General features: G+C 61.8%; 23 protein-coding genes. 2 read left to right on the forward strand and 21 right to left on the reverse strand.

The features are described 5' to 3' along the window. Nucleotides 1-157 precede the first annotated feature (157 nt). Nucleotides 158-1,024 carry a transcriptional regulator HexR gene (gene hexR, locus CLAM6_RS17470; RefSeq protein WP_043331730.1) on the reverse strand — a complete coding sequence of 289 codons (867 nt, stop codon included), beginning with the start codon at nt 1,022-1,024 and terminating at the stop codon, nt 158-160. Between the two features lie 166 nt (nt 1,025-1,190). On the opposite strand from hexR, the gene CLAM6_RS17475 reads away from it, so the two are divergent. Then, nucleotides 1,191-1,415: a PA3496 family putative envelope integrity protein gene (locus CLAM6_RS17475; protein ID WP_043331728.1), complete on the forward strand. Its 225-nt coding sequence runs from the start codon at nt 1,191-1,193 to the stop codon at nt 1,413-1,415. Between the two features lie 615 nt (nt 1,416-2,030). On the opposite strand, the gene CLAM6_RS17480 is transcribed toward CLAM6_RS17475, so the two are convergent. Next, nucleotides 2,031-3,398, reverse strand: a complete 1,368-nt coding sequence (locus tag CLAM6_RS17480) for a sodium-dependent transporter (RefSeq protein ID WP_043331727.1) — start codon at nt 3,396-3,398, stop codon at nt 2,031-2,033. A 350-nt stretch (nt 3,399-3,748) separates the two neighbouring features. Next, entirely contained in the window at nt 3,749-4,651 is a 903-nt protein-coding gene (locus CLAM6_RS17485; protein WP_153636721.1) for a DUF72 domain-containing protein, read from the reverse strand. Between the two features lie 230 nt (nt 4,652-4,881). On the opposite strand from CLAM6_RS17485, the gene CLAM6_RS17490 reads away from it, so the two are divergent. Beyond that, on the forward strand, nt 4,882-5,568 hold the full coding sequence (locus CLAM6_RS17490) for a YitT family protein (RefSeq protein ID WP_082388683.1): 687 nt from the start codon (nt 4,882-4,884) through the stop codon (nt 5,566-5,568). Here CLAM6_RS17490 and rluF read toward each other — a convergent pair. The 18 genes from rluF to CLAM6_RS17580 form a co-directional block, all read right to left on the reverse strand. Beyond that, a complete protein-coding gene (rluF, locus tag CLAM6_RS17495) occupies nt 5,565-6,875 on the reverse strand; it encodes a 23S rRNA pseudouridine(2604) synthase RluF (RefSeq protein ID WP_153636722.1) in 1,311 nt (436 codons plus the stop codon). The two genes, CLAM6_RS17490 and rluF, sit on opposite strands and share 4 nt — an antisense overlap. A gap of 169 nt (nt 6,876-7,044) precedes the next feature. Beyond that, nucleotides 7,045-8,892: a glutamine--fructose-6-phosphate transaminase (isomerizing) gene (glmS, locus tag CLAM6_RS17500; protein ID WP_043331725.1), complete on the reverse strand. Its 1,848-nt coding sequence runs from the start codon at nt 8,890-8,892 to the stop codon at nt 7,045-7,047. A gap of 11 nt (nt 8,893-8,903) precedes the next feature. Continuing rightward, nucleotides 8,904-9,683 (reverse strand): DeoR/GlpR family DNA-binding transcription regulator, encoded by a 780-nt coding sequence (locus CLAM6_RS17505; RefSeq protein WP_043331724.1) that lies wholly within the window; start codon nt 9,681-9,683, stop codon nt 8,904-8,906. A gap of 208 nt (nt 9,684-9,891) precedes the next feature. Next, on the reverse strand, nt 9,892-11,262 hold the full coding sequence (gene glmU, locus CLAM6_RS17510) for a bifunctional UDP-N-acetylglucosamine diphosphorylase/glucosamine-1-phosphate N-acetyltransferase GlmU (protein WP_153636723.1): 1,371 nt from the start codon (nt 11,260-11,262) through the stop codon (nt 9,892-9,894). Nucleotides 11,263-11,589: 327 nt separating this feature from the next. Continuing rightward, nucleotides 11,590-12,012, reverse strand: a complete 423-nt coding sequence (locus CLAM6_RS17515) for a F0F1 ATP synthase subunit epsilon (RefSeq protein WP_054556360.1) — start codon at nt 12,010-12,012, stop codon at nt 11,590-11,592. Between the two features lie 29 nt (nt 12,013-12,041). Next, nucleotides 12,042-13,415, reverse strand: a complete 1,374-nt coding sequence (gene atpD, locus CLAM6_RS17520) for a F0F1 ATP synthase subunit beta (RefSeq protein WP_043331716.1) — start codon at nt 13,413-13,415, stop codon at nt 12,042-12,044. 56 nt (nt 13,416-13,471) lie between these two features. Then, entirely contained in the window at nt 13,472-14,338 is an 867-nt protein-coding gene (gene atpG, locus CLAM6_RS17525; protein WP_043331714.1) for a F0F1 ATP synthase subunit gamma, read from the reverse strand. 67 nt (nt 14,339-14,405) lie between these two features. Next, the gene (gene atpA / locus CLAM6_RS17530) at nt 14,406-15,950 is read right to left on the reverse strand and encodes a F0F1 ATP synthase subunit alpha (RefSeq protein ID WP_043331712.1); all 1,545 of its coding nucleotides are present in this window, start codon (nt 15,948-15,950) and stop codon (nt 14,406-14,408) included. Nucleotides 15,951-15,966: 16 nt separating this feature from the next. Continuing rightward, complete coding sequence (locus tag CLAM6_RS17535; protein WP_043331710.1) at nt 15,967-16,509, reverse strand: F0F1 ATP synthase subunit delta; 543 nt, start codon at nt 16,507-16,509, stop codon at nt 15,967-15,969. Nucleotides 16,510-16,522: 13 nt separating this feature from the next. Beyond that, a complete protein-coding gene (locus tag CLAM6_RS17540) occupies nt 16,523-16,993 on the reverse strand; it encodes a F0F1 ATP synthase subunit B (protein WP_043331708.1) in 471 nt (156 codons plus the stop codon). Between the two features lie 64 nt (nt 16,994-17,057). Next, complete coding sequence (atpE, locus tag CLAM6_RS17545) at nt 17,058-17,306, reverse strand: F0F1 ATP synthase subunit C (RefSeq protein ID WP_011508579.1); 249 nt, start codon at nt 17,304-17,306, stop codon at nt 17,058-17,060. 101 nt (nt 17,307-17,407) lie between these two features. Further along, nucleotides 17,408-18,271: a F0F1 ATP synthase subunit A gene (gene atpB, locus CLAM6_RS17550; protein WP_043331706.1), complete on the reverse strand. Its 864-nt coding sequence runs from the start codon at nt 18,269-18,271 to the stop codon at nt 17,408-17,410. A gap of 9 nt (nt 18,272-18,280) precedes the next feature. After that, nucleotides 18,281-18,685, reverse strand: a complete 405-nt coding sequence (locus CLAM6_RS17555) for an ATP synthase subunit I (protein WP_043331819.1) — start codon at nt 18,683-18,685, stop codon at nt 18,281-18,283. A 405-nt stretch (nt 18,686-19,090) separates the two neighbouring features. Next, nucleotides 19,091-20,038 (reverse strand): ParB/RepB/Spo0J family partition protein, encoded by a 948-nt coding sequence (locus CLAM6_RS17560; RefSeq protein ID WP_153636724.1) that lies wholly within the window; start codon nt 20,036-20,038, stop codon nt 19,091-19,093. 18 nt (nt 20,039-20,056) lie between these two features. Further along, nucleotides 20,057-20,824 (reverse strand): ParA family protein, encoded by a 768-nt coding sequence (locus CLAM6_RS17565; protein ID WP_043331702.1) that lies wholly within the window; start codon nt 20,822-20,824, stop codon nt 20,057-20,059. A gap of 149 nt (nt 20,825-20,973) precedes the next feature. Continuing rightward, on the reverse strand, nt 20,974-21,624 hold the full coding sequence (gene rsmG / locus CLAM6_RS17570; protein WP_043331700.1) for a 16S rRNA (guanine(527)-N(7))-methyltransferase RsmG: 651 nt from the start codon (nt 21,622-21,624) through the stop codon (nt 20,974-20,976). Continuing rightward, nucleotides 21,621-23,543: a tRNA uridine-5-carboxymethylaminomethyl(34) synthesis enzyme MnmG gene (gene mnmG, locus CLAM6_RS17575; protein ID WP_153636725.1), complete on the reverse strand. Its 1,923-nt coding sequence runs from the start codon at nt 23,541-23,543 to the stop codon at nt 21,621-21,623. The genes rsmG and mnmG overlap by 4 nt, the downstream gene beginning before the upstream one ends. Nucleotides 23,544-23,560: 17 nt before the next feature. Then, entirely contained in the window at nt 23,561-23,845 is a 285-nt protein-coding gene (locus tag CLAM6_RS17580; RefSeq protein ID WP_153636726.1) for a hypothetical protein, read from the reverse strand. Nucleotides 23,846-24,252 lie beyond the last annotated feature (407 nt).

Raw genomic sequence — 24,252 nt, forward strand, 5'->3', positions numbered from 1 at the left:
GGCAGAGGAGTCGAGGAGCGGAGCAGCGTGAGATTCGCTGCCCCTGTTCAGGCATCCACCTTATCACAGCGGCCTGCCCTGCTCTTCCCCGCGCCGGCCTTCCTTGCACATACGTACCTTGCACTTGCCTTCAAGACAGATGATGCCCGGGCGGTGCTCAGTGGGTATCGAAGTCGTGGTCGTCGATGCGCAGGGTGGCGAGGCTCTTCTTGACCGCCTCCAGCTGCTCCTTGAGCTTGGGTCCGCGCGCCTTGGCGACTCCGACCGCCAGCGTATCGACGATCACCAGGTGCGCGATACGCGAGCTCATCGGGGTGTAGATCTCGGTGTCTTCGTGCACATCGATGTGCAGCGGCAGCGTGACTTCATCCGCCAGTGGCGAGCCACTCGGACACAGCCCGATGACGGTCGCGCCGGCGTCCCGCGCCAGACGCACGCTGGCGATCAGCGCCTTGGTGCGGCCGGTCTGGGAGATGGCCACCACCACATCGCGCGGCCCCAGCGTCACCGCTGACATGTTCTGCATGTGCGGGTCGGTGTAGGCGGCGGTGGAGATCTGCAGGCGGAAGAACTTGTGCTGGGCATCGTGAGCCACGGCGCCCGAGGCACCATAGCCGTAGAACTCGACCCGGCTGGCGGAGGCCAGCGAGTGGATGGCGCGCGCGACGGCTTCGGCGTCCAGACGGTCACGCACCGACAGCAGGGTGCCGATGGTGGAATCGAACAGCGAGTGCGAGAACTCGGCCACGCTGTCGGAGTCATTCATGGAGAACTGGGCGAACTGGGTGCCGGTGGCGAGGCGTTGCGCCAGCTGCAGCTTGAAATCCTGGAAGCCGGCAAAGCCCATTGCCCGACAGAAACGCACGACCGTCGGCTCACTGACCGATGACTCGCTGGCCAGATCGACGATCCGCATGTGAATCACTTCCTCCGGATGGCGAAGGACATAGCGTGCGACCTTTTGTTCAGAGCGGCGGAAATTCTCCATCCGGCTCCTCAGGTCGTCGAAGATGGCATGGCTCACGGCACACTCCTTGCAGACTTCATGGGCATGCCTGAGCTTACGTCATCCCCCCAGGGGTGTCGCCTGCACAGGCAGGCGATAGTCACAATTTTGTCAAGTGAGCTATAGTAAAACGGTGTGGCGCCAGTGAAAGCCCACATCCTTTGGATGCCATGGAGGTCGAATCATGCGTAATTCAGAGCAGGTAGATACGCTCAAGAAAGAGCTTCTCGATATTTTCATGACTCTCGGTGCCGACGAACATCAGGCCCGCAAGAAACAAAGCGCAGTCCGCCATCTCCGCGCCCGTCGTGGAATAGAATTGCACAACGAAATCAAGCGCCTAAGCGAGGATTTAAGCGACATCGAAGTGCTGGAAATGGATACTGAAAGCGATATCGACACCCACTGATTCCAGGCGGGGAGGCGATACGCTCCCCGCCGATCAGTGATGTTTTCACGCTCTGATCCGCCAGGGTTCGGGCTCCATGCGACACCTTCCACCATCTCTTTCGAGCATGGTCGTACCCCCCTCTGGCGCAATTTCAGCATCATCCCCCCTGACTGAAGTGCCTTCTGCGCTGTCATGCCCGGTGTCCTGCTCATCAATCCCGAAATATTCGTTTTTTCTCACCTCATTTTCCGCCCCACCGCTCTTCTTCTGTTTGTCACATTTCTCCTCTATCGCGTGCCGCCATCATCCTTGATGCACCATTTCAGTGCGTATCCGCCGCCATGCGCCTCTCAATACCTGAAACCAGGCTCACGCCTGATGGCGACTTTCCCTCTCGGAAAGGATGAATCTTCTATGTCAAACGAATGACAGACGACGGCCACGCAGCGCAGCGCTACCCAGCCATGACGCCTGCCAGGCAAGCACGCGACCGGGTTGAGATTCTCCAGGCTCAGAAACAGGAAAGGCCCACCGGATGGCGGGCCTTTCGCATTGCCTGCCATGACAGGCCTGAGGCATGTCATGGCAAGTGTTTCACGAGATCTCTCTATATCTCTCGAGATCTCACTAGACCTACAGGCTGGACGCGAACACCACGACCACACCGATCGGGGCGATATAGCGCGCCACGAAGCTCCACAGCGAGAAGGCCGAGTCGCTCATGTTGAGCTGGCTGCGCACCTCGTCACGGCCCATGAACCAGCCGACGAAGACGATGGTCGCCAGACCGGTCAGCGGCAGCATCAGCTTGCTGGTCGCGTAGTCGAGCAGGTCGAAGATGGTCATGCCTTCGAACTTGGCGAACATACCCAGCGGCGCCACGTCACTCCACAGGTTGAAGGACAGGATGGTGGCGATGCCCAGCAGCCAGGTGGCGATACCCGCGACCCAGGCCGAGCCGACGCGCGACATCGGCGTCTTCTCTTCCAGCCATTCGACGATGGGCTCCAGCAGCGAGATGCCTGAGGTCCAGGCCGCGAATACCAGCAGCACGAAGAACACCACGCCGAAGACTTCACCGCCCGGCATGTGGCCGAAGGCCAGCGGCAGGGTCTGGAAGATCAGGCCCGGGCCCGCGGCGGCGTCGAGGCCGTTGGAGAACACCACCGGGAAGATGGCCAGACCGGCCAGCAGGGCGATGACGGTATCCAGCACCACCACGACCAGCGCGGTACGCCCGATGTTGACGTCATCGGACAGGTAGGAGCCGTAGGCCATCATGATGCCCATGCCCAGTGACAGGGTGAAGAAGGCATGCCCCATGGCCGCCAGCACGCCATCCTTGTCGAGCTTGGAGAAGTCCGGCGTCAGCAGCCAGGCGGCGGCATCAGCGAAGCCATCGGTGGTGGCAGCGTAGCCGACCAGCACGATCAACATCACCGCCAGCAGCGGCATCAGGATCTTGGCGGCACGCTCCAGGCCACCGGCGACCCCGCCGGCCACGACCAGGATCACCATCAGCATGAAGGCACTGTGCCAGGCCAGCAGTGTGGTCGGGTCCCCCAGCAGACCGCCGAACAGGCTACCGGCCGTGTCAGAGGTCAGGGTTTCGAAACTGCCGCTGGCCGCGTCGGCGATGAAGGCCAGCGCCCAGCCACCGATGACGCTGTAGAAGGACAGGATCAGGTAGGCGCCGAGCACGCCGGCCACCCCGATCAAGACCCAGGCGGGACTGCGTTTGAGCCGGGCACTGATGTGGCTCATGGTCGAGATGGGGTTCTTCTGCCCCAGGCGACCCAGCAGCCATTCCGACATCAGGATCGGCAGACCGATCAGCAGTATGCAGATCAGATAGACGAGGACGAAGGCACCGCCGCCGCTCTCACCTGTCATGTAGGGGAATTTCCAGATATTGCCCAGACCGACGGAAGAACCGACGGCAGCCAGGGTAAAGGCCAGGCGAGAAGACCACTGTGCGTGGGAATGCGGTTTGGATGACATGTGAATCCCTGATTCGTCGCGAGGGTGCCAGTCGCTGGTAGCGACTTCGGACACCTTGTTGTGCTTGTTGCATCATGCTGCCAATGCGGACGGATCATCCGTGGCCAACACGATGGCGTCGCAGGATCACTGCTGTGGTGCTCCCGGCATTCACGCTGACCGGATAGGTCGTGGGGAATGACAGGCAAGTGCCGATAGGCACGCCGGAACGGGCAGACTGCCCATCTCCGGTAAATATCGCCGAGGTAACGGCAACATGTGGCTAAAGCTACTCGATTGAGGGGCCATCTGCCAGCAAGCCACCATCAGACCATGGCCTCACAGGAGAAACCTCACGGCCAGGTGGAGCGTCAGAACAGGCTGCCCTGCCCCTCTCCCGGAAAGGCCCCGATCAAGGGGCGGTCCAGTTTCGCCAGCACCTGATTGGCCAGCAGGCGTGCCAGCGCGGGCGCTGCCTTGTTGTCCGGTGTATGTACAAAGAGAAACGGGCTTTTCCCCTGACTTATCCACAAGAAAAGTCGCTCTACCCAGGGAGCGAACAGTGCCCGGTTGGTGGCTTCATCGTAATGACCGATGAAGCGCACCACGGGATGTTGTCCGCTGGAGAACACATGCAATGGGCGGTGAGGCTTTTCCGCGCGCGCCACCGCAAGGCCCGGATGCGCGGTGGTGGGGCCACTGAAGAGTGGACGCACATCCAGCATCACGCGATCGACTGCGTGAGTTATCAACAAGCGATTCAACTGTCGTTCCGCCTCGCCCTTGGCGAAGAATACCGGGTCGCGGGGCTCCACCGACCAGGCAAGCCCTGCTCCCTTCACCGACTGCAGAAATTGCTCGAGGCGTGGCAGGACTTCCGCCCCGAGGTCACGCGGCAGCTGAATCATGATCGGACCGAGGCGGTCCTTTATCGGCGCCAGGCAATCGAGAAACTCCGCCAGCTCCTGCTCGATGCCCTGCAGGCGCAATTCATGAGTCAGTCGGCCCGGCAACTTGAAGCAGAAACGAAAATTGGCCGGCGCCTGACGTGCCCAGCTGGCGATGGCAGCAGACGTGGGTTGGGCATAGAAACTGGTATTGCCCTCGACGCTATCGAAGACCCGGGCGTAATCCGCCAGATGTTCCCGCGGGCCGCTGCCCGGCAGCAGGCTGCCGCGCCAGTCGTCATTGGCCCACATCGCGAGCCCGAGATGAAGATGCCCCGCCGAGTGCGAGGCATCCGACGGTGCGGAGGCTGCATGAAAATGGTGCATGAAGAGGCCAGAACTAGAGGAATATAAGGGTCAAAGAGCCAATAAGCCGAAGAATATCGTCTGCCAGAGCGACGTAAGCACAATAAAAACTGTCATCACGGCGTGCTATGGTCCGCATCCTGCATGACACGTCAGCAAGCGGTCCACCCACCGCCCTGACTCCGCTTCCAGCCAGCCACAAGCCGCGCCGGAAGACACTCTTGTTGACTGCCCATACCCCGGAGCCTGTCATGACTGCTTTCCAACGACTCATTCTGCGCGCCAGCGGCAGCCGCTCTCGCGCGGCAAATGCCATCACCCTGCGCAGCCTGATCACGCTCATCGAGGGCTGCCTGCTGGTGGCGCTTGGCGTACGCCTGCTGCAGGCCGGTGGCCTGCTGGTCAGTGGCACTGCCGGCATGTCGTTGCTGGGTGCCGACCTGACAGCACTGAGCTTCGGCAGCCTGTTCTTCCTGATCAACCTGCCCTTCTACGGCCTGGCCTGGAAACAGCTGGGGCTGAATTTCACCCTGCGCACGCTGGGCTGCGTCAGCCTGCTCTCCGTGCTGTCCGATGTGCTGGCGGTCAGCTTGCCGCTGGGTGCCGTCAGCCTGCCGGTCGCGGCGATAGCCGCAGGCCTGTTGATCGGCCTGGGCATCACGCTGCTGTTTCGCGAGAACGCCTCGCTGGGCGGCCTGAACATTCTGGCACTGCATCTGGAGCGACGCTTCGGCATCCATGCCGGTCGCACCACCTTCGCCTTCGACCTGCTGCTGATCGCGATCGCCGCGCTGGTCTACCCCTGGCCACAGGTCATCTGTTCGGCACTGGCATTCGCGACACTGTCCTTCGTGCTGGGCCGCTACCATCGCCGCACGCCTCAGACTGCACAGCCTGCCTCACCGGCGCATGACAAGCAGGTGCAGACGGCTCACTAGCGGCGACCGCGTCCCCCATTGGAGGGACCGCTACCCTTGTACGAGGCGCCCTTGCCAGCCGAGCTGTTTTTCCCCGAGCTCGTGTTGCCGTAACTCTTGCTGCCGCCGCCCTTGTTGGCAGCGGTCTTGCTGTTGGCAGAGGCCTTGTTGACAGAGCCCTTGCTGTTGGCCGCGCCACGCTCATTGCGGCCATCACTGGCATTGCCACGCGTGCGCGGCTTGAGTCCGCTGGCAAGCTTGCCGGCGCCGCCCGCACTCTTGCTGGCATTCCTGCTGGCACTTCTACCGTCGCTTCTGCCTTCCTGATTGCCACGCCCCGTGGTGCGCTCGTCAGAACGCTCGCGACGCCCTGCACCCTCCTGCTTGGCTCCTGAACGCTGGCCCGCACGGCGTTGATCAGCACCGCGCTGACGTGTCTCGCGTTTATCAGGGCTGCGCTGGCCGGATCCGCTCTTGCCGCCCTCATGACGTCGAGTCCCGCTACGCCGGCCAGCGTCCGTATCCTGGGCGGCGCGCTGATGGCGCGCGGCCGTCGCGTGCTGGGAAGGAGGCGGTGCCGCCGCCAGGCGCGAGGCTTCCTCAGTGCCGCTGGAGCCCTCGATCATCTGCTGGATATCCGCCATCTCGCGCTGGGTGAGATACCGCCATTCGCCGACTCCCAGCCCGTCCAGGCTGACATTCATGATGCGCACCCGCTTGAGCTTGAAGACCTCATAGCCCAGCGCCTCACACATGCGACGGATCTGACGGTTGAGGCCCTGGGTCAGGGTGATGCGGAACACATAGGTCGAGATCTGCTCGATGCGACACGGCTGGGTGATGGTGTCCAGAATCGGCACGCCAGCGGCCATGCGCTTGAGGAAGTCGCCGTTGATCGGCTTGTCGACCCGCACCACGTATTCCTTCTCGTGGGCATTGCCGGCACGCAGGATCTTGTTGACGATATCGCCGTCACTGGTCAGGAAGATCAGGCCATCGGAGGGCTTGTCGAGGCGACCGATCGGGAAGATACGCTTGGGATGACCGATGTAATCGATGATGTTGCCGTCGACATGGCGCTCGGTGGTGCAGGTGATGCCCACCGGCTTGTTGAAGGCCAGGTAGACCGCTTCCTGCTTGGCTTTCAATGGCTTGCCATTGACCAGCACCTCATCGCCCGGCGCGACCTTGGTGCCCATTTCGGGCACGACACCATTGATGGTCACTCGTCCTTCGGCGATGTAGCGATCCGCCTCGCGTCGCGAGCAGAAGCCCGTTTCGCTGATGAACTTGTTGAGGCGGGTAAGCGATGCGTCGCGATCAGTCATGGCAGGTCACGTGCGTGCGCCGGGCGATGAACGCGCAGCGGACGGAAGGGGATAAGAAGGCAGGCGCACAGGATACCAAAAACGGCAGCCCTGAGGCTGCCGTTGGCACAATGAGACTGGGCTCATCTGCTGCTGCGCCAGATATGGCGCAGCCATCTTGCATCGCAGATCACTCGACCGTGACACTCTTGGCCAGGTTGCGCGGCTGATCGACATCGGTGCCCTTGAGCACGGCGACGTGATAGGACAGCAGCTGCAGCGGCAGGGTGTAGAGAATCGGCGCCAGCACTTCACTGACATGCGGCATGCGCAGCACGCGCACGCCTTCGCTCTCTTCAAGGCTGATGTTCTCGTCAGCGAACACATAAAGCTCGCCGCCACGCGCGCGCACTTCCTGCAGGTTCGACTTGAGCTTCTCGAGCAGCTCGTCGTTCGGCGCCACCGCCACTACCGGCATGTCAGCATCGACCAGTGCCAGCGGGCCGTGTTTCAGCTCGCCCGCCGGATAGGCCTCGGCGTGGATGTAGGAGATTTCCTTGAGCTTGAGGGCGCCTTCCAGTGCGATGGGGAACTGGGTGCCACGCCCGAGGAACAGCGCATTGTGCTTGTCGGCGAAGGCCTCGGAGAGACGCTCGATCTCGCTGTCCATGGCCAGTGCCTTGGTGACCAGCGACGGCAGCTGACGCAGCTCGCGCACCACCTCGGCTTCACCCGCCTCATCACCGCCACGCACACGACGCAGCGACAGTGTCAGCAGCATCAGGCCGACCAGCTGGGTGGTGAAGGCCTTGGTGGAGGCGACGCCGATTTCCGGGCCGGCCATGGTCATCAGGCTGAGGTCTGATTCCCGCACCAGCGAGCTGCCCGGGACGTTGCAGATCGCCAGACTGCCGAGGAAGCCTCCCAGCGACTGGGCATAACGCAGCGCGGACAGCGTATCGGCGGTCTCGCCGGACTGGGACAGAGTGACGAACAGGGTACCATCGGCGACCACCACCGGGCGGTAGCGGAACTCGGAGGCGACCTCGACCGCCGCCGGAATGCCGGCCAGACGCTCGATCCAGTAACGCGCGACCATGCCAGCGTGGTAGCTGGTACCACAGGCGACGATCTGCACCTGCTTGACCTGGCGGAAGAGGTTTTCCGCCTCGCTGCCGAAGCTGCGCACCAGCACGTGATCACCGTTCAGGCGGCCTTCCAGCGTGGCGGCCAGCACACGCGACTGCTCGTGGATTTCCTTGAGCATGAAGTGACGGTAATCGCCCTTGGAAGCGGCATCCTGCGCGTGCTCGAAGGTCTGCACCGGACGCTCGTTGGCCTCGGTGACCAGACGCTCGCCCTGCTCGAAGATCTCGATCTGCTCGGCGGTCATGCGCACCAGATCGCCTTCCTTCAGGTAGATGAAGCGATCGGTGACCTGCAGCAGCGCCAGCTGATCGGAGGCCAGGAAGTGCTCGTCGATCCCGACACCGATCACCAGCGGGCTGCCCTGACGCGCGCCGATCAGCACGTCCGGCTGGGCACGGTGCACCACGCCCAGCGCGAAGGCGCCATCGAGCAGCGCCACGGCTTTCTGCACCGCGGTCAGAAGGTCCTGACTCAGGGTGTATTCACGCGCCAGCAGGTGAGCGACCACCTCGGTGTCCGTCTCGGAGGTGAAGACGTAGCCCTGGCCTTCCAGCTCGCGCTTGAGGGTCTCGTAATTCTCGATGATGCCGTTGTGGACCACGGCCAGGCTATCGCCGGACTGGTGCGGGTGGGCATTGGCTTCGCTCGGCGCGCCATGGGTGGCCCAGCGGGTGTGCGCGATGCCGACACGACCCTTGAGCGGAGCTTCCTCGAGGCGGCTCTGCAGCGCCCCGACCTTGCCCAGCGCACGCACGCGGTTCAGGCGACCCTCTTCGGAGAGGACGGCCATGCCCGCACTGTCGTAGCCACGGTATTCGAGGCGGTGCAGGCCCTCGAGCAGGATGTTCTGGACGTTACGACTGGCGACGGCGCCGACGATGCCACACATGAGCGATCTCCTTATGCAGTTGCTGGCTCGATGAGCGGGGCGATCAACACCTCGACGCCATGAGCACGAATCTGGTCACGCGCAGCATCAGGCAACGCGTCATCGGTTATCAGGGTACTGACGCTGGACCAGGCCAGCTCCAGGTTGGGAATGCGGCGGCCCAGCTTGTGGGATTCCGCCATCACCACCACTTCACGCGACACCTCGGCCATCACGCGCGACAGGCCGATCAGCTCGTTGAAGGTGGTGGTGCCACGCTCGAGATCGAGACCATCCGCGCCGAGAAACACCTGATCAAAGTCATAGCTGCGCAGCACCTGCTCCGCCACCTGGCCCTGGAAGGAATCGGAGTGCGGGTCCCAGGTGCCACCGGTCATCAGCAGCACCGGCTCGTTTTCCAGCTCGCGGATGGCATTGGCCACGCTCAGCGAGTTGGTCATCACGATCAGGTCATCCCGGCCCTTGAGCTCGGGAATCAACACCACCGTGGTGGTGCCGCTGTCGATGATGATGCGCTGGTGCGCGCGGATACGGCTCGCGGCGAGACGGGCGATGGCCTGCTTGGCGGCGCTGACCGGCTCGTCATGCACCAGCAGCTCACGCGGCATGGCCACGGCGCCGCCATAGCGTCTGAGCAGCAGGCCACTCTTCTCGAGGAAGGCCAGGTCCTTGCGGATGGTGACCTCCGAGGTGGCAAGCTCCCGCGCCAGTGCCTCGACACTGACCTCACCGTCACGCGCCAGCTGATCAAGGATCTGGTGACGCCGTTGCGGTGTCAGTCGCTTTGACATCGGGGACTCCCATAAAGTTTCGAACCGAAAGATAAGAGAGATGAATCGAAACATCAAGTGAAAGACGATAGAGGATGAGGCGATTCACTCCCGGCAGGCCGTCCAGCACAATCGACCGTGACGAAAAACGGGGAGACACCTGTCGGTGCCTCCCCGCCGGTGATGCTCATCTACCCTCAGGGGCAAGCATCGCTACCACAACTGCCGATCACTTCTTGGTCGGACGCGGCCATTCCGGCTTGTCGATACGCTTGCCACGCGCCACGCTCAGCGCGCCCTCGGCGACATCGCGGCTCAAGGTAGAACCGGCACCCACGGTGGCACCGGCACCGATCTTGAGCGGTGCCACCAGCGCCGAGTTGGAGCCGATGAAGGCATTGGCGCCGATTTCGGTGCGGAACTTGTTGGCACCATCGTAGTTGCAGGTGATGGTGCCGGCGCCGACATTGACGGCCTCACCGAGGGTGGCATCGCCGACATAGCTCAGGTGATTGATCTTGGCATCGACACCGACCTGGGCATTCTTGGTCTCGACGAAGTTGCCGATGCGTGCGCCACGCGCAAGCTCGGTGCCCGGACGCAGACGCGCGAACGGACCGACGTTGTTGTCGCCTTCCAGCACGGCGCCGTCGATGACGCTGTGCGGCGCGATGTTGGCACCGGCACCGATGGTGGCGTTGCGGATCACGCAGTGGGCGCCGATGACCACATCATCCGCCAGGGTGACGTCGCCTTCGAAGATGCAGCCGACATCGATGCTGATGTCAGTGCCGATGGTCAGCTTACCGCGCACGTCGATGCGTGACGGGTCGGCCAGGCTGGCGCCTTCGGTCATCAGGCGGTTGGCCTCACGACGCTGGAAGGCACGCTCGAGATCGGCCAGCTGCAGGCGGTTGTTGACGCCCTGCACTTCCTCGACCGCCGCCGGCTGGGCGGTGGCGATGTTGACGCCTTCGCTGGCTGCCATGGCGATGATGTCGGTCAGGTAGTACTCGCCCTGGGCATTGTCGGCGGACAGCGCCGGCAGCCAGCGCTTGAGCTGGGCACCGGTGGTGGCGAGGATACCGGTGTTGCCTTCCTGGATGGCCAGCTGCTCCGGCGTGGCATCCTTGTGCTCGACGATGGCGCTGACGCGGCCTTCGGCGTCGCGCACGATACGGCCATAACCTGTCGGGTCTTCCAGAATCACCGTCAGCAGGCCCAGAGTCTGCTCACTGACTTCGGCCAGCAGCGCTTCGAGGGTCTCGCGACGAATCAGCGGCACATCGCCATACAGGATCAGCACCTTGCCATCACCGATGGCGTCCAGTGACTGGGCCACGGCGTGGCCGGTGCCCTTCTGCTCTGCCTGCACCGCAAAGCTGGCGCCGGTATCGGCCAGCTGCTGCTGAACGCGCTCACCACCATGACCGATGACGACATTCAGATGCGCACCGTCCAGGCCTGCAGCGGTGTCAGCCACATGACGCACCATTGCCTTGCCTGCCAACGGGTGCAGCACCTTCGGCAATCTGGAACGCATGCGGGTGCCCTGGCCTGCGGCAAGAATGACGACGTCGGTACGCTCTGCGCTGCTCATCGGTGAACTCCTGTAGAAAGCGGGTCTTCATACCTGAAGCCCTGAAAATAGTGGCGCCATGATAGCAGCTGATCCGTGACCTGCCAGTGACGAGGTTTACCCACGGGACTGTCGCCGAGAACAGACCCGAGAAAGTATCAGTGCTCCCGCAAGGGCTCTCAGCCAAGCGGCTCAGCGCTCAAGGTGCTGACGGATGAGCACGCTCAACCTTGAATCGCGCCAGGCTACCCCAGCGGCAAGACTGTCCATTCCCGGGTGATGAGCACAAAAAAAGGCGACCCGAAGGTCGCCTCTTTCCTGTCACTGGCCGTCATGGCCCAGTGCATCTCAGCGCGTGTGACGACGCATCTGCTGCACGGTGCGCAGCTTGGCCATCGCCTCGGCCAGTTCGGCCGTGGCGCGTGAGTATTCCAGTTCGGAAGCCTGGTCGTTCATGGCCTTCAAGGCCACTTCCTTGGCTTCCTGGGCTGCCGCCTCATCCAGATCGTCGGCACGTACTGCGGTGTCGGCGAGGACTGAAACGAGGTTCGGCTGCACTTCAAGGAATCCGCCACTGACGTAGTAGATTTCCTCGGCCCCACCCTGACGCTGAACGCGAATCGGGCCGGGTTGCAGCTCGGTCAGCAGCGGAGCGTGACCCGGCATGATGCCGAGGTCACCTTCACTGCCGGCAGCCACGAGACGCTCGACCAGGCCGGAAAAGATGCCTTTCTCAGCGCTGACGATGTCGCAATGGACGCTCATAGCCATACCTGTTTCCTCATGCCTGAACAGGGAAATTACATGCCCTTGGCTTTCTCGACAGCTTCGTCGATGGTGCCGACCATGTAGAACGCCTGCTCCGGCAGTGCGTCATATTCGCCGTCCAGGATACCCTGGAAGCCGCGGATGGTGTCCTTGAGGGACACGTACTTGCCCGGCGCGCCGGTGAAGATTTCCGCAACGAAGAACGGCTGTGACAGGAAGCGCTGGATCTTGCGCGCACGTGCCACGGTCTGCTTGTCTTCGTCAGACAGCTCGTCCATCCCGAGGATGGCGATGATGTCTTTCAGCTCCTTGTAGCGCTGCAACACACCCTGAACGTTACGGGCAGTGTTGTAGTGCTCTTCGCCAACGACCAGCGGGTCGAGCTGACGAGAGGTGGAGTCGAGCGGGTCAACGGCCGGATAGATACCCAGCTCGGCAATCTGACGGGACAGTACGACTGTCGCGTCAAGGTGCGAGAAGGTGGTCGCCGGAGACGGATCGGTCAAGTCATCCGCGGGGACGTAGACGGCCTGCACGGAAGTGATCGAGCCAGTCTTGGTAGAAGTGATGCGTTCCTGCAGGACGCCCATCTCTTCCGCCAGAGTCGGCTGATAACCTACCGCGGACGGCATACGACCCAGCAGTGCGGACACTTCGGTCCCCGCCAGGGTGTAACGATAGATGTTGTCGACGAACAGCAGAACGTCACGACCTTCGTCACGGAACTTCTCGGCGATGGTCAGACCGGTCAGTGCCACGCGCAGACGGTTACCCGGCGGCTCGTTCATCTGGCCATAGACCAGGGCAACCTTGTCGAGAACGTTGGATTCCTTCATTTCGTGGAAGAAATCGTTACCTTCACGAGTACGCTCACCCACGCCCGCGAACACGGAATAACCGCTGTGCTCGGTGGCGATGTTGCGGATCAGCTCCATCATGTTGACGGTCTTGCCGACACCGGCGCCGCCGAACAGACCGACCTTGCCGCCCTTGGCGAACGGGCAGACCAGGTCGATGACCTTGATGCCGGTTTCCAGAAGCTCGTTGGACGCTGCCTGTTCCGCGAAGCTCGGGGCTGCACGGTGAATCGGCATGTGCTCTTCAGCACCCACGTCGCCAGCTTCGTCGATCGGCTGACCCAGCACGTTCATGATGCGACCCAGAGTCGCCGTGCCGACCGGCACGGAGATCGGAGCACCGGTGCTCTCAACTGCGAGACTGCGCTTGAGGCCTTCGGTCGAACCCATTGCGATAGTACGGACCACGCCGTCGCCCAGCTGCTGCTGGACTTCGAGTACGGTCTCGCTATCGGCGACGTTCAGGGCGTCGTAGACCTTGGGCACTGCGTCCCGCGGAAACTCGACGTCAATCACCGCGCCGATGATTTGTACGATACGTCCGCTCATTCCTGGTTCCTCTTAAACCTGCGATTGAAACCTGCTTGCCTGTTGCCACGCTGTCATCAGACGGCGGCGGCACCGGATACGATCTCGGAGATTTCCTGAGTGATCGCTGCCTGGCGGGCCTTGTTGTAGACCAGCTGAAGGTCGTCGATCAGGTCGCCGGCGTTATCGGTCGCACTCTTCATTGCGATCATTCGCGCTGCCTGTTCGCAGGCGATGTTCTCGACCACGGCCTGGTAGACCTGGGCCTCGACATAGCGCTTGAGCAGCTTGTCGAGCAACGAGACGGCATCCGGCTCATACAGGTAGTCCCATGTAGTGGGACCGGTTTCTTCGTCATTCAGATCAGCTTCGAGAGGAAGCAGCTGACGCACGACCGGCTTCTGCGTCATGGTGTTGACGAACTCGTTGAACACCACGTACAGACGGTCGAGGCTGCCCTCGTCGAATGCGTCCAGCATGGCCTTGACGCTACCGATCAGATCCTGGGTACCCGGGGAATCCCCGAGACCGGACTTGGCGGCAAGCAGGTTGCCACCGTAGTTGCGGAAGAAGGTACCGGCCTTGGAGCCGAGGGCACAGAAGTCCACCTCGACACCCTGATCGCGCCAGCTCTTCGCATGCTTGGTGACAGCCTTGAACAGATTGGCGTTCAGGCCACCACACAGGCCGCGATCACTGGAGACCACGATATAACCGACACGCTTCACATCGCGTTCCATCAGATACGGATGGCGATATTCCGGGTTGGCCCGGGCGATGTGTCCTACAACCTTGCGGATCTGATGAGCATAAGGCTGGCTGGCCGCCATGCGATCCTGCGCTTTACGCATCTTGGACGCAGCCACCATTTCCATGGCGCTGGTGATCTTTTGCGTATTTTTGATGCTCCCGATCTGGGAGCGAATCTCTTTTGCAGCTGCCATAGCGATCTGCCTTATTCATGCCACCCGAAGGGAAACGACAGGGCCCGGACTGGCCGGGCCATGCCACTTACCAGCTTTGAGTCGCCTTGAACTTCTCGACGCCAGCCTTGAGACCATTCTTGATCTCGTCATCGTAGCCGCCGGACTGATTGATCTTGTCCAGAAGATCCGCGTGCTCGGAGCGCATGAAGTCCAGCAGCGCCTTCTCGAAGCCCAGCACCTTGGCGACGTCGACGTCATCCAGGTAGCCTTCGTTGGCCGCGAACAGCGAGATCGCCATGTCGGCCACGGACATCGGAGAGTACTGCTTCTGCTTCATCAGCTCGGTGACACGCTGACCATGCTCGAGCTGCTTGCGGGTCGCTTCGTCCAGATCAGAGGCGAACTGGGAGAAAGCTGCCAGCTCACGGTACTGAGCCAGTGCCAGACGCACACCACCACCCAACTTCTTGATGATCTTGGTCTGAGCAGCACCACCGACACGGGAAACAGACAGACCCGCGTTGATGGACGGACGGATGCCGGAGTTGAACAGGCTGGTCTCGAGGAAGATCTGACCGTCGGTGATGGAGATCACGTTGGTCGGAACGAACGCAGACACGTCGCCACCCTGGGTCTCGATGATCGGCAGCGCAGTCAGGGAGCCGGTCTTGCCTTTCACTTCACCCTTGGTGAACTGCTCGACATAATCGGCGTTGACGCGTGCGGAACGCTCAAGCAGACGGGAGTGGAGATAGAAGACGTCACCCGGGTAGGCTTCACGGCCCGGCGGACGCTTGAGCAGCAGGGAGATCTGACGATACGCCCATGCCTGCTTGGTCAGATCGTCATAGACGATCATCGCGTCTTCACCGCGGTCGCGGAAGTACTCACCCATGGTGCAACCGGCGTACGGTGCCAAGAACAGCATGGCAGCCGGGTCGGAAGCGCCAGCAGCGACGATGATGGTGTGTTCCATCGCGCCGTGCTCTTCGAGCTTGCGCACGACGTTGGCAATGGTGGACTGCTTCTGGCCGACGGCGACGTAGACGCAGGTAATGCCCTTGCCCTTCTGATTGATGATGGCATCAATCGCGATGGCGGACTTACCAATCTGACGGTCACCGATGATCAGCTCGCGCTGACCACGGCCGATCGGCACCATGGCATCGATGGACTTCAGACCTGTCTGCACCGGCTGGTCGACCGGCTCACGGGCGATGACACCCGGAGCGACCTTCTCAACCGCGTCAGTCAGCTTGGCGTCGATCGGGCCTTTGCCGTCAATCGGGTTACCCAGCGCGTCGACCACACGGCCGACCATTTCCGGGCCTACCGGCACTTCGAGGATACGACCGGTGCACTGCGCGGTCATGCCCTCTTCGAGCTGGAGGTAGTCACCCAGAACGACAGCACCGACGCTGTCGCGCTCAAGGTTAAGCGCCATACCAAAGACGCCACCCGGGAATTCAATCATCTCACCGAACATGACGTCTGCGAGGCCGTGGATCTGCACGATGCCGTCGGAGACGCTGACGATGGTGCCCTGATTACGGGCTTCGGATGCGACGTCAAGCTTTTCGATACGCTGCTTGATGATGTCGCTGATCTCGGAAGGATTCAGTTGCTGCATGCCATGTCCCTCGGACTCAGGAGTTCAGTGCTTCGGAAAGCCGGGCCAGCTTGCCGCGCACGGAGCCGTCAATGACGGTATCTCCGGCACGGATGATGACGCCGCCGAGCAGCGTACTATCCACCTGAGTGGTAATGGAGATGTCGCGGTTCAGACGCTTGCGCAGGGCAGTGGCGAGCTTTTCTTCCTGCTCACTCTCCAGTGCAAAGGCAGACACCAGGGTCACCTCGACACGCTGTTCCTGCTCGGCCTTCTGGGCCTCGAACAATTCGGCCACGGAGGGCAGGGCCGCAAGGCGGTCCTGCTCACCGAGAGTCCGGATGAAGTTGCGGGCGCTGTCATCCAGCGCCTCACCGCACACGTCCAGGAAGGTGCCAACCTTGTGCTCGGTGGAGAGCTTGGGGTTGTCGAGCACCGCCTTGACGTTTGCGTCGACAGCGACGAGCGCCGCTGTCGACAACATGCCGGACCAGGCCTCTAGCGCCTGCTGGCCGCGTGCAAACTCGAACGCCGCCTTGGCGTACGGGCGAGCCGCGGTGGAGGTAGACGTTTCAGCCATGGAATCAGTCTCCTCAGAGCTCGGCAGCGAGCTTGTCAATCAGCTCGCGGTGCTTGGCTTCGTCGATGGAGGATTCCAGGATGCGCTCGGCGCCAACCACTGCAAGAGCAGCGACCTGACCACGGAGCTCGTCCTTGGCCTGGTTGATCTCCTGGGAGATTTCGGCACGGGCCTGCGCAACGAGACGCTCGCCTTCCGCACGTGCAGTTTCACGTGCTTCCTCGATCATCTGGTTGGAGCGCTTATGGGTCTGCTCAATGATGCGTGCTGCTTCATCCTTGCTTTCCCGCAGAGTCTCGGTGGCTTTTTCCTGCGCCAGTTCGAGGTCACGGGTAGCACGGCTGGCAGCATCCAGACCATCTGCAATCTTCTTCTGACGTTCTGCCAGAGCCTGTGTGACCGGCGGCCAGACATACTTCATGCAGAAATAAACGAAGACCGCAAAGGCGATGGCCTGACCAATCAGGGTTAAGTTCAGATTCACGCCAGCACCTCTCGCTTCACGATTGTTGGGTCAAAAACACGGTAGGCCGGAGGCCAGCCGATGTTTAACCGACAAACGGGTTGGCGAAGGTGAAGAACAGCGCGATACCAACACCGATCATGGTCACGGCATCCAGCAGACCAGCGACGATGAACATCTTGACCTGCAGCTGCGGGATCATTTCCGGCTGACGCGCTGCGCCTTCCAGGAACTTACCACCGAGGATACCGAAACCGATGGCGGTGCCCAGGGCGCCCAGGCCGATCAGCAGGGAGACGGCGATAGCGGTCATGCCAAGAACTTGTGCTTCCATTGTGGAACTCCAGTTTTAGTCAAGTTTAAGTCAAGGGTTGAGGGTGTGAGCAGAGCTCGGAAATCTTGCCCCACGCCACGGATGGCGTGGGGCGAATTACATCAGTGGTCTTCGCTGGCCATGCTCAGGTAGACGATGGTCAGCATCATGAAGATGAATGCCTGCAGGGTGATGACCAGGATATGGAAGACCGCCCACGGGAAGTGCAGGGGCAGCTGCCAGATACCGACCAGCGAGATCAGGATGAAGATCAGCTCGCCTGCATACATGTTACCGAACAGACGCAGCGCCAGAGAGATCGGCTTGGCGATCAGCGTCACGAACTCAAGCAGGAAGTTGACCGGAATCAGCGCGATCTGTGCCAGCTTGTTCGGGGTGTTGAACGGGTGCAGCGTCAGTTCGGCCAGGAAGCCCTTGAGGCCCTTGACGCGAATGGAATAGAAGATGATCAGCGCGAACACGGACAGTGACATGCCCAGCGTGGCATTGATGTCAGTGGACGGCACCACCTTGAAGAACACGTGAGCCGGATCGGCGCCGAACATCTCACCGACCTTGGCAGCAACGCCAGGCAGCCAGTCTACGGGGATCAAGTCCATCAGGTTCATCAGGAAGATCCAGCAGAAGATCGTCAGTGACAGCGGTGCGATCAGGCGTGAACGACCGTGGAAGGTCTCACGCACGGACTGATCGACGAACTCGACCATCAATTCGACGAAGTTCTGCAGACCGCTGGGAACGCCAGTGGTGGCGGACTTGGCGACCTTGCGGAACAGGCACAGGAAGATCAGGCCCAGACCGATCGACCAGCCCATGGTATCCAGGTGGATGGCCCAGAATCCCATGTCGGCCGCTTCCTGAGCGCTGTGCGCCAGTGACCATCCGTGTTCCGGGTGGTTGCCGTACGTCAGATTCTGCAGGTGGTGCTGAATATATTCGGAGGGACTCGGGTTGGTGCCTGCCATGACTCTGCCTCAGGTTCGTGTGTACGGTGTTCGCTTCACCAGCCAGGGGCCCAGCCAGTGAACCGCCATTGCCGCCACGTAAGCGCAAAAAAATAAAGCGGGGTTTGAGGGCGGCACTGCAATGAAGAAGAACGCAAACAATACGGCCGTCAAACCGAACTTACCGGCCTCGGCCTGATAGAAGGCCTTGACCATTGCCTGGGCGTAGCGTGCACCGGTCACACGCAGTGAACGCCAGGCGAAAAACAGATTGGGCAGCAGGCAGACCAGCCCACCACACAGCGCGGAAAGCGCCGCACCACTGCCTTTCATCACTCCCGCCAGCAAGACGGCAATCACGATGACCAGCGCCTGGCCCCAGAGCAATCGAGCCACCTGAGGGCGTTGTAGAGCAGCGGGTGTCGTCTTGTGCATCTTGGACCTGTGTCTCGCAATGATGGCCTTCGCCATTTCTGGCGCTGCGCTGGACACAGCCCGGGAGCAAACTCGCCGGATTATAGGGGAGCGCTTCACCGCCATCAACCAAACGACAAGCTAAATTCCTTGATCTTTCGCAAGCTTACGACCAAAGCCTCACTATCTTGCGGGAAACCGATGACAGTTTGCTTACGTTGACAGTCGCTTGCGGTGCGAGCGACACAGGGTTGCATGAATCACAACCTGACGTCAGCAACATCCTTCAATATCTTGAATGTCAGATGCATTTCGCGCCCCTGCGACAATGAGTCACAGGGGCGCGAAAGAGGATCGTGATCCGTCACGCGGAAAATTGCCGCCCGGGGAGGTGTGACGCGCGGTCAGCCCTCCCCTGCTCACCCACTAGTGGATATGGCCGAGAATGCCGTCCAGCTCATCCAGACTGGTGTAGGAGATGGTGACCTTGCCCTTGCCGCTCTTGCCGTGACGGATATTGACGGCAGCGCCCAGTTGCTCCGAGAGGCGCGTTTCCAGACGCTGGATGTCGGCGTCCGGTCGCGCCGGTGCCGACTTGGGCTGCTCACCCTTCTGCACGCTTTTCACCAGCGCTTCGGTCTGGCGCACGGTCAGCTCGCGCTCGACGACTTCATGGGCCAGCTTGCGCTGACGTGCCGGAGTCAGGCCGATCAGGGCACGCGCGTGCCCCATGTCGAGCTCACCGCGCTCCAGCAGGGTCTGCACTTCCTGTTCCAGCGTCAGCAGCCGCAGCAGGTTGGTGACCTGGGCGCGTGAACGCCCGACCGCGTCGCCCACCTGCTGCTGGGTCAGCTCGAATTCCTCGAGCAGGCGCTTGAGCGCCAGGGCTTCCTCGACCGGATTGAGGTTCTCGCGCTGGATATTCTCGATCAATGCCAGCGCGAGCGCGATCTCATCGCTGATGCCTTCGCGGACGACGGCGGGGATGGTATCCAGCTCCGCCAGCTGCGAGGCACGCCAGCGGCGCTCGCCGGCGATGATCTCGTAGCGCCCCTCCCCCACCGGACGCACCACGATGGGCTGCATCACGCCCTGAGCCCGGATGGAATCCGCCAGCTCCTCGAGCGCTTCCGGCTGAATGTCACGCCGTGGCTGATACTTGCCACGCTGCAGCTGCCCGAGCGGCAAGCGCTCGAGGCGCTCGCTGGGCAATTCCGCCGTGGCAGCGGCCGGATTCGCGGCCAGCGCGGCATCCGGTGACGCATCGATGGCGTCGCCATCGACAGCTTCTATATCGGCTTCGACATGGCGGCGGCGGTTTCCGGCGCCAATCAGGGCATCCAGGCCCCTTCCCAGGGCACGCTTACGCGTCATGGACCTTCCTCGGTGAAGTTACAGCGAGAGACGACGAATCAATTCCTTGGCGAGCACCCGATAGGCCTGGCTGCCACGCGACAGACGCGCATACTTGGTCACCGGCAGGCCGTGGCTCGGCGCTTCCGCCACCCGCACGTTGCGCGGAATGGTCGCCTTGATCAGGGTATCGCCAAAGTAATCGGAAAGTTGCTTGCTGACATCGCGGGTCAGACTGTTGCGAGCGTCGTACATGGTACGCACGATCCCGAACACGTCGAGGGCCGGATTCACGTTGCCTTGAATCTGCTCGACGGTATCGAGCAGCGCTGACAGACCTTCCAGTGCATAGAACTCGCACTGCAGCGGAATCAGCACGCCATGGGCGGCGGTCAGGGCATTGACGGTCAACATGTTGAGCGAGGGTGGGCAGTCGATCAGTACCACGTCGTATTCCGCGGCGATCGGCGCCAGAGCTTCCGTGAGGCGGCGCTCACGCCCCTCGACACCGAGAAGATCGACCTCGGCGGCGGTAAGGTCGCCATTGCCGGGCAACAGGGCGTAGCCGGCATCGGGACAATCGAGAATCACGTCACTGGCACGCAGTTCGCCCAGCAGCACATCCAGCACGCTGCCTTCGAGGTCGTGCTTGTCGATGCCGCTGCCCATGGTGGCATGGCCCTGCGGGTCGAGATCGATCAGCAGAACGCGGCGATCGAGTGCCGCCAGCGACGCCGCCAGATTGACGGCAGTGGTGGTCTTGCCGACGCCACCCTTCTGGTTGGTCAGCGCGATGATCTTGGTCACGAGCGACTTCCTTGGTTCCTTGAGAAGCGGGGCCATTGGCACCAGCCACATGCTCACGAGGACAGATCAATGATCTGCCCTCGTGAAAACATCAGGCTGCCTGCCTTTTGCGCCCGGCACAATCCCTGCGCACGCCTTGAGGCGCTTTATCAGTCGCGCTTGAGGCGCAGAAGGTGACGCTCCCCTTCCTCGCCCGGCACTTCCAGCACCAATGTCTCGACCAGCGAGACACCCATCGGCAGGCGGGCAATCTCATCACTGGGGATGCGCCCTTTCATGGCCAGCCATTCGCCGCCCTCGGCGAGCACGGCCGCCGACAGATTGACGAAGGCATCGGTATCGGCGAAGGCACGCGAGATGATCTGCTCGAACGGCGCGCCATCATAGGCTTCGATACGGACCTGGGTCGGGCTCAGATTCTTGAGGCCCAGTTCATGGCCGGCCTGAATCTGGAAGCGCACCTTCTTGCCATTCGAATCCAGCGGCACGACGGCGATGTCGGGACGCATGATCGCGATCACGATGCTGGGCAGGCCCGGGCCAGCGCCGACATCCAGAAGGCGTGGCCCACTGATATAAGGCAGCACACTGAGGCTATCGAGCAGATGGCGAGTCACCATCGCCTCCGGCTCACGTACCGCGGTGAGGTTATAGGCGCGATTCCACTTGTGCAACAGCACCAGCAACGTCATCAGCTGGGCGTGCTGTTCCTCGCTCAGCGCCACTCCCATGGCGCTGGCACCACGACTGAGCAGCTGAGCGCAACGTTCACGCTGTGTCTCGTTGAGCGTCTGGCTCATTGCGCGACTCCCGTGTCAGTCGTTGCGGCATCTGCGGGTGTCTCCGCCTTGATCAGCTGACGCTTCTTCAAGTGAATCAACAGGATAGAGACAGCTGCCGGCGTGACACCGGAAATGCGACCGGCCTGGGCCAGCGTCGCCGGGCGCGCTTCGTTGAGCTTCTGCTTGATCTCGTTGGAGAGACCATCGACGGAATCATAGTCGAGGCTGGTCGGCAGTTCGGTGTGCTCGTGACGACGCAGGCGGTCGATCTCTTCCTGCTGACGCTGGATATAGCCTGCGTACTTGGCAGTGATCTGTACCTGTTCGGCGATGCGCCAGTCGTCGACCCCTTCCCCTTTCAGACCTGCCACATCCGGATACTCGAGCTCCGGACGCTTGAGCAGCTCCATCAGGCTGGCTTCGCGCTTGAGCGGCGAGCTGAGCTTGTCGCTCAATGGGGCCAGCTCCGGGCTCTTCGGCGTCAGCCAGGTGCTCTCGAGACGCGCGGTCTCGCGGGCGATGGCTTCACGCTTGCGATCGAAGGCTTCCCAGCGGGCGTCATCGATCAGGCCCAGCTCGCGACCCTTGGCGGTCAGACGCAGATCGGCATTGTCCTCACGCAGCAGCAGGCGATATTCGGCACGCGAGGTGAACATGCGGTACGGCTCGCGCGTGCCTAGGGTGATCAGGTCATCGACCATCACACCGGTGTAGGCCTCGTCACGCAGCGGATGCCAGGACTCGTCGTCAGTGGCGCGCAAGGCGGCATTGACGCCCGCCAGCAGCCCCTGGGCACCGGCTTCTTCATAGCCGGTGGTGCCGTTGATCTGACCGGCGAAGTACAGGTTCTTGATGAAACGCGTCTCCAAGGAGTGATGCAGGTCCTGGGGATTGAAGAAATCGTACTCGATGGCGTAGCCGGGACGCGTGATGTGCGCGTTCTCCATGCCACGGATCGAGCGCACCACCTCGAGCTGCGTATCGAAGGGCAGCGAGGTGGAGATGCCGTTGGGATACAGCTCATGGGTATTCAGGCCTTCCGGCTCGATGAAGACCTGGTGGCTGTTCTTGTCGGCGAAGCGATGCACCTTGTCCTCGATGGACGGGCAGTAACGCGGCCCGATGCCATCGATGACGCCGGAATACATCGGCGAGCGGTCGAGATTGGCGAAGATGATCTCGTGAGTGCGCTCGTTGGTGTGCGTGATGTAGCAGTTGACCTGCTCCGGCTGCATCTCACGGCTGCCCATGTAGGACATCACCGGACGCGGCGTGTCGCCCGGCTGGGCTTCCATCTTGCTGAAGTCGACGCTCTTGGCATCGATGCGCGGCGGGGTGCCGGTCTTGAGGCGATCGACCCGGAACGGCAGTTCACGCAGACGCGATGCCAGGCCATTGGCGGGCGGATCACCGGCACGGCCACCGGCATGGTTGTCCAGGCCGATGTGGATCACGCCGCCGAGGAAGGTCCCGGTCGCCAGCACCACCGTGGTGGCGTGGAAGCGGATCCCGGTCTGGGTGACGACACCCCGCACGGTCTCGCCTTCGACGATCAGGTCTTCCGCACCCTGCTGGAACAGCGTCAGGTTCGGCTGGTTTTCCAGCACGTTGCGGATCGCGGCCTTGTACAGCGCCCGGTCAGCCTGTGCGCGAGTGGCACGCACTGCCGGCCCCTTGCGGGCATTCAGGGTACGGAACTGGATACCCGCCATGTCGGTGGCCAGGCCCATGGCACCGCCCAGCGCATCGATCTCCTTGACCAGATGGCTCTTGCCGATCCCGCCGATGGCGGGATTGCAGGACATCTGGCCCAGCGTCTCGATGTTATGGGTCAGCAGCAGGGTCTGACGGCCCATGCGGGCAGCAGCCAGTGCGGCTTCCGTACCGGCATGACCGCCGCCGATGACGATCACGTCAAAGCGGTTCGGGTAATCCACGTTGGCACCTCGGGGTATCACGAAACTTGGGTGAAGCGCTGTTCGCTGGTTGGCGAAGCAGGCAAATCGGCCAGGCAGGGCGATGAATCGATGCCTGGATGAATCAAGGACTGCCAGACGGCATGGCGAATGATGTCCGTCGCCGAAGGCATGTGCTCGACCGGTGAGGGAGCTTGCAAGCCAGCAGGATGACGTCCGGGCCGCACAGTATAAACCGCCTGTGGGTAAGCGTCAGGAGTTTTCCACAGCGCCTTGCCCTGGCAGGCCATGAGCGAATGCCCGGGTTGTTTCTTCTGGGGCATCAATCCACGCCGCGGCGATTCACGAGTCTTGCGGATACGACGCGTCGATTTTCCGGCGAGGGATGCGCTACCCAGACAGCCGTTCGTTATCCCGAACACTTCGGATTCGGCGAGTTCACGTCAGGTCGATCGTGAGGTCTCGGTCCGTCCTTCGGGTTTCCGGATAACAAGATTATATAAAGAAAAGAAAAAGGGGTTCTGTTGATGTTGTAACTACTGTTGTGGACAAAATCAGTGGGAAATCGAATTTATCCGTTACAAATCAAAAGCTTACGATGTTGATATAGTTGGGGAGAAAATGCGGAGTACCTGAGGACGCCACCGGTCGCTTCCTGTGGATGAAATGCGGCCTTGTCCACAGCCCCGATTATCCCCTGATTCATACCGAGCTGGTACCCGACTTTTCT

It is taken from the genome of Cobetia sp. AM6 (assembly GCF_009617955.1).
GTDB lineage: Bacteria > Pseudomonadota > Gammaproteobacteria > Pseudomonadales > Halomonadaceae > Cobetia > Cobetia amphilecti.

Bases quoted from the DNA above. Each gene is read 5' to 3' on its own strand.
- CLAM6_RS17515 (WP_054556360.1), bottom strand. From the start codon at position 12,012: ATGGCTATGAGCGTCCATTGCGACATCGTCAGCGCTGAGAAAGGCATC.
- rsmG (WP_043331700.1), bottom strand. From the start codon at position 21,624: ATGAGCCAGACGCTCAACGAGACACAGCGTGAACGTTGCGCTCAGCTG.
- CLAM6_RS17580 (WP_153636726.1), bottom strand. From the start codon at position 23,845: ATGCCCCAGAAGAAACAACCCGGGCATTCGCTCATGGCCTGCCAGGGC.
- CLAM6_RS17560 (WP_153636724.1), bottom strand. From the start codon at position 20,038: ATGACGCGTAAGCGTGCCCTGGGAAGGGGCCTGGATGCCCTGATTGGC.
- atpE (WP_011508579.1), bottom strand. From the start codon at position 17,306: ATGGAAGCACAAGTTCTTGGCATGACCGCTATCGCCGTCTCCCTGCTG.
- CLAM6_RS17555 (WP_043331819.1), bottom strand. From the start codon at position 18,685: ATGCACAAGACGACACCCGCTGCTCTACAACGCCCTCAGGTGGCTCGA.
- glmS (WP_043331725.1), bottom strand. From the start codon at position 8,892: ATGTGTGGCATCGTCGGCGCCGTCGCCAGTCGTAACGTCCAGAACATC.
- atpB (WP_043331706.1), bottom strand. From the start codon at position 18,271: ATGGCAGGCACCAACCCGAGTCCCTCCGAATATATTCAGCACCACCTG.
- CLAM6_RS17485 (WP_153636721.1), bottom strand. From the start codon at position 4,651: ATGCACCATTTTCATGCAGCCTCCGCACCGTCGGATGCCTCGCACTCG.
- atpD (WP_043331716.1), bottom strand. From the start codon at position 13,415: ATGAGCGGACGTATCGTACAAATCATCGGCGCGGTGATTGACGTCGAG.
- atpG (WP_043331714.1), bottom strand. From the start codon at position 14,338: ATGGCAGCTGCAAAAGAGATTCGCTCCCAGATCGGGAGCATCAAAAAT.
- CLAM6_RS17535 (WP_043331710.1), bottom strand. From the start codon at position 16,509: ATGGCTGAAACGTCTACCTCCACCGCGGCTCGCCCGTACGCCAAGGCG.
- CLAM6_RS17480 (WP_043331727.1), bottom strand. From the start codon at position 3,398: ATGTCATCCAAACCGCATTCCCACGCACAGTGGTCTTCTCGCCTGGCC.
- CLAM6_RS17490 (WP_082388683.1), top strand. From the start codon at position 4,882: ATGACTGCTTTCCAACGACTCATTCTGCGCGCCAGCGGCAGCCGCTCT.
- CLAM6_RS17505 (WP_043331724.1), bottom strand. From the start codon at position 9,683: ATGTCAAAGCGACTGACACCGCAACGGCGTCACCAGATCCTTGATCAG.
- CLAM6_RS17475 (WP_043331728.1), top strand. From the start codon at position 1,191: ATGCGTAATTCAGAGCAGGTAGATACGCTCAAGAAAGAGCTTCTCGAT.
- atpA (WP_043331712.1), bottom strand. From the start codon at position 15,950: ATGCAGCAACTGAATCCTTCCGAGATCAGCGACATCATCAAGCAGCGT.
- glmU (WP_153636723.1), bottom strand. From the start codon at position 11,262: ATGAGCAGCGCAGAGCGTACCGACGTCGTCATTCTTGCCGCAGGCCAG.
- rluF (WP_153636722.1), bottom strand. From the start codon at position 6,875: ATGACTGATCGCGACGCATCGCTTACCCGCCTCAACAAGTTCATCAGC.